At 66.5% G+C, this 3,904-nt stretch carries 4 protein-coding genes; all 4 read right to left on the bottom strand.

Annotated elements, in window-relative coordinates; genetic code table 11:
• A partial coding sequence (locus VKH46_14405; protein HKB72037.1) for an ATP-grasp domain-containing protein occupies positions 1–169 on the bottom strand: 169 nt, incomplete at its 3' end.
• A gap of 118 nt (positions 170–287) precedes the next feature.
• Positions 288–1,214, bottom strand: a complete 927-nt coding sequence (gene mdh / locus VKH46_14400; protein ID HKB72036.1) for a malate dehydrogenase — start codon at positions 1,212–1,214, stop codon at positions 288–290.
• A 174-nt stretch (positions 1,215–1,388) separates the two neighbouring features.
• Positions 1,389–1,910: a PIN domain-containing protein gene (locus VKH46_14395; protein ID HKB72035.1), complete on the bottom strand. Its 522-nt coding sequence runs from the start codon at positions 1,908–1,910 to the stop codon at positions 1,389–1,391.
• Between the two features lie 217 nt (positions 1,911–2,127).
• On the bottom strand, positions 2,128–3,904 hold a 1,777-nt coding region (locus tag VKH46_14390), incomplete at its 5' end, for a HAMP domain-containing sensor histidine kinase (GenBank protein ID HKB72034.1).

Genomic DNA, 3,904 nt, shown 5'->3' with positions numbered 1-3,904 from the left:
CCCCCTTTCCGCGGCCGCCGGCGTGGATCTGCGCCTTGACGACGCATCTCCCGCCGAGACGCTTGGCGATCTCCCGCACTTCGTCGGCGTTGTCGGTGACTTCGCCCCGGGGGATCGTGACGCCGAATTTCTGGAGGAGGGACTTGGCCTGGTACTCGTGGACCTTCATGAGACCTCGATCCTATCAACGCGACCGGCGCGGGAAAGGCCCCGCGCACGGAGGGTCTTCCCCGACGGGAGCCCGCGGAATTCCGGAGAACCGGGATCGAGCGGCCCGGGCGAGCCGCTCACACCTTCAGCAGGTCGCAGAGCTCTTTCACCGCCGCGGCCGACTTCGAAAGCGCCGCGCTCTCGTCGGCCGAGAGCTCGATCTCCATCACCTTCTCGGCGCCCTTGCGTCCGAGCTTGACCGGGACGCCGATGAAGAGGTCCCTGATGCCGTACTCGCCCGCGAGCTTGACCGCGCACGGGAGGATCTTCTTCTTGTCGCGCAGGATCGCGTCGACCATCTCGACGACGGCCGAGGACGGTGCGTAGTAGGCCGATCCGGTCTTCAGGTAGTTGACGATCTCGATCCCGCCGTTGCGCGTCCGGGTCACGATTTCGTCGATCTTCTCCTTCGGGAGGAGCTCGGTGATCGGCACGCCGGAGACCGTCGAGTAGCGCGGCAGCGGCACCATCGAGTCGCCGTGGCCGCCCAGCACGAAGGCATGCGTGTTCTCGACCGAGACGTTCAGCGCCTCGGCGATGAACCAGCGCATGCGAGCCGAATCGAGGATTCCGGCCATTCCGATCACGCGCTCGCGCGGCAGCCCCGTCACGCGCATCGCGACCTCGCACATGGCGTCGAGCGGATTCGAGACGATGATGAAGATCGCGTCGCGGGAGTGGCGGAACGCCTCGCGGCACACCGCCCCGACGATCTCGGTGTTCTTGTGCAGGAGGTCGTCGCGCGACATCCCCGGCTTGCGCGCGAGCCCCGCGGTCACGACGACGATGTCCGAACCCGCGGAGGGCTCGTAGACGTTGGAGCCGCTGATCTTCGCGTCGAACTTCTCGACCGGAGCGGACTCCATCATGTCGAGTGACTTCCCCTGGGGCAGCCCGTCGATCACGTCGATCAGGCAGACGTCCGCGATTTCGCGCTCGACGAGGCGCTGCGCGGCCGTCGCGCCCACGTTCCCCCCGCCGATCACGGTGACTTTGTGCTGCATCGCCGCTCCTTTTTTCCGGTTTTCGATCTTATCGCGTGTGAGAAATTTTTCACAAGCGATGCGTTTGCATCAATCGCATGGGCGCGGCCGGGATCGATAACCTGTCCCACGGCAAACAATACACGACATCATTCCCGACGATCCGGCGCCTTTCGACAGAGACGCGGTCGTCGGCTATCGAGCCCGACGTCGGTACGGCATCGTCGGAATCAGCCTCAACCTTTCGATGCGTCGGAATTCCTTTTCGTTGAGCGTGGCGACTTCGAGACCATGCTCGATTGCCGTCGCGGCAATGATGAGGTCGTGCGATCCGATCCTTTGGCCCTTGCCGGCCAACGCGGCCCACACGCGAGCGTGGATTCTCGCGGTGTCGAGCGTGAATGGTTCCGTCGGGAGTCGGTCGAGAATGCTCTGCACGAAGCTCGCCCGCTCATCTCGAGTCGAGGGATTCGCCGCGCGCTCGACGCCATGAAGCAGCTCCGAGGCGGTGACCGACGCAATCCTGACGTCGTCGATCCGTTCGCGGATGATGAATTCTTCGAAGTCGAACCTCTCCCGTTCCGACTCGATCAGGATGGAGCTGTCGACGATTACTCCCACGAATCGTGCGGCAATTCGAGAGTCTCTTTCGCGCGTGCGACCGTCCTCGCAAATTTGCCGGCGTCGCCCTTGGCGAGGCGAGGATGGGACTTCCACCAGCCGAGGAGTTTTTTCTTGTCCGTGCGAGAAATTCCGGTGGGCACCACTCGCGCGACAGGCACGCCGTTTTTCACCAGAAGCGTCGACTCGTGGCGGTAACGCGCACGGTTGATCATGTCCGAAAACTTTCGAGCCGCCTCGGTAACCGTCAGGGTGGGCTCGTCCATCGTAAGCAAATCATATAATCAGATTTTACAGAAAATCAAGCCAGGCCTCACGCCGCCGGCAGGCTTACCTCGAAAACCGTCGGCCCGCCCGCCGGAGACCGAACGTCGATCGCGCCTCCGTGCTCGAGGACGATCTGTCGCGACACCGCGAGGCCGATGCCGGTCCCGCCGGGGCGCGACGTCACGAAGGGCTCGAACAGGCGCTCTCTCATCTCGGCGGTGAGCCCGGGGCCGTCGTCCTCGACGGTGATCGAAGCAAATCCGTCGCCGCGGCGCGCCCGGCAGGACACATGGACGGACGATTCCGAGCAAAGCACCGCGTTCTCGAAGAGATTCGAGAAGACGCTCCCGATCCGCTCCGGGTCGGCGTCGGCGAGCTCGAGATCGAATGGAGCCTCCACCGCGATTTCCGGCGATCGCGATGCCAGGCGCGCCCGGACGGTCTGCGCGGCTCGGTCGAGGATCGGCAGAAGGGGAACGCGCGCGGTCGTTCGCCGCGGGGCTCGCTGCAGCGCGAGCATCTCCTCGATCATGCGCGTCAAACGATCGCTCTCCTTCCGGATGACCGCCAGATGCGGCGCGACTCTCGAATCGTCGCCGAGCTCCCCTTCGAGGGCCGCCGCCGTGGACGTGATGCCGAAGAGCGGGTTCCGCACCTCGTGCGCGACGCCGGCGAGGAGCTCCGCCGTCGCGGCGCGCCGTTCGGTGACGCGGAGCTGCTCCTGCATCGCCCGGATCTCGCCTTCCATCCTCGCGAAGGACGACACGAGCCCGCCGATCTCGTCGTCGGTCGGCGCGAGCGTCTCGCCGACGGAGCCGGGATCTTCCCCGAAGCGTCGCGTCCGTCGTTCCAGATCCCGGACAGGCCGAGTCAGTCCGCGCCCGACCGCCCAGGCGAGCGCGATCGACAAAAGGAGGATCTCGATGCCGACGGGCACGACGGAAACGGCGAACTGCCGTAGGACCTCCCGGTCGGGAGGAGCGAACTCGATGAGCCGCCATCCGCTCGTCAGGGGCAGCGACGTGACGACGCGGTTCTCCCCCCGGCGCGCGATCACGGTGCCCGATCCGATCCGGCCGACCGCCTCGCGCCACTCGTCGGAAGCGATCAGCGCGGCGTCGGGCCGCGGCGGCTTCGGCGGCCACATCGCCACCCGAAAGCCCTCCCGGCTCATGACGAGAAGGGTACCTGTCCCGGCCGGGAGCCGCCGGCGCTCGAAGAACGCTCGCCAGGCGGCGGCGTCGCGCAGCGGTTTCATGGCGGATTCCACGGAAAGCACCCTCAGCCGCTCGCGCGAGCTCTCAGCCGTCCGTGCCTCCGCGAATCGCTGGGCCCACGACAGCGCGATCTCGCCGATGAGACCGGTCACGACGAAGGCCAGAGCCAGGCTCGAGACGATGATCTTCTGCGTCAGAGGAAACGCCGTCGTCGATGCGCGGTGCCCTCCCCGTTCGGCGACCGCGATGAGCAGAGGGCGGATCACGGCCTGGAGCAGGAAGAATGCCGCGACGCCGAAGAGCACCCCGGTCAGGAAACCGAAGACGACGATCTTCGCCGCTTCGATCGCCGGCGCCTGCCCCATCACCCGGAGCTGCAGCGCGCCGAGGAAGAAGAAGCCCGCGCTCGCCGCCATGTCGAGGACCGCGATCCGCCGCGGGTACGCGAGCAGCCGCTCGAGGAACTCGGGCTCGTGGGCGACGTCGAGCGATGCCTCGTCGGCCAGCCGGTGGATCGAGAACGCCGGGAGCGCGATCACCGCGACGAGGCCGAGGATCGGGAGCTCGCGAAAGAAGAAGAGGCGGAGGACGCCCTGCTGCGAGGCC

This window comes from Thermoanaerobaculia bacterium (assembly GCA_035260525.1).
Lineage (GTDB): Bacteria > Acidobacteriota > Thermoanaerobaculia > UBA5066 > DATFVB01 > DATFVB01.
The sequence above is the reverse complement of the archived record's forward strand: the minus strand, read 5'-3'. Positions and strand labels throughout refer to the sequence as shown.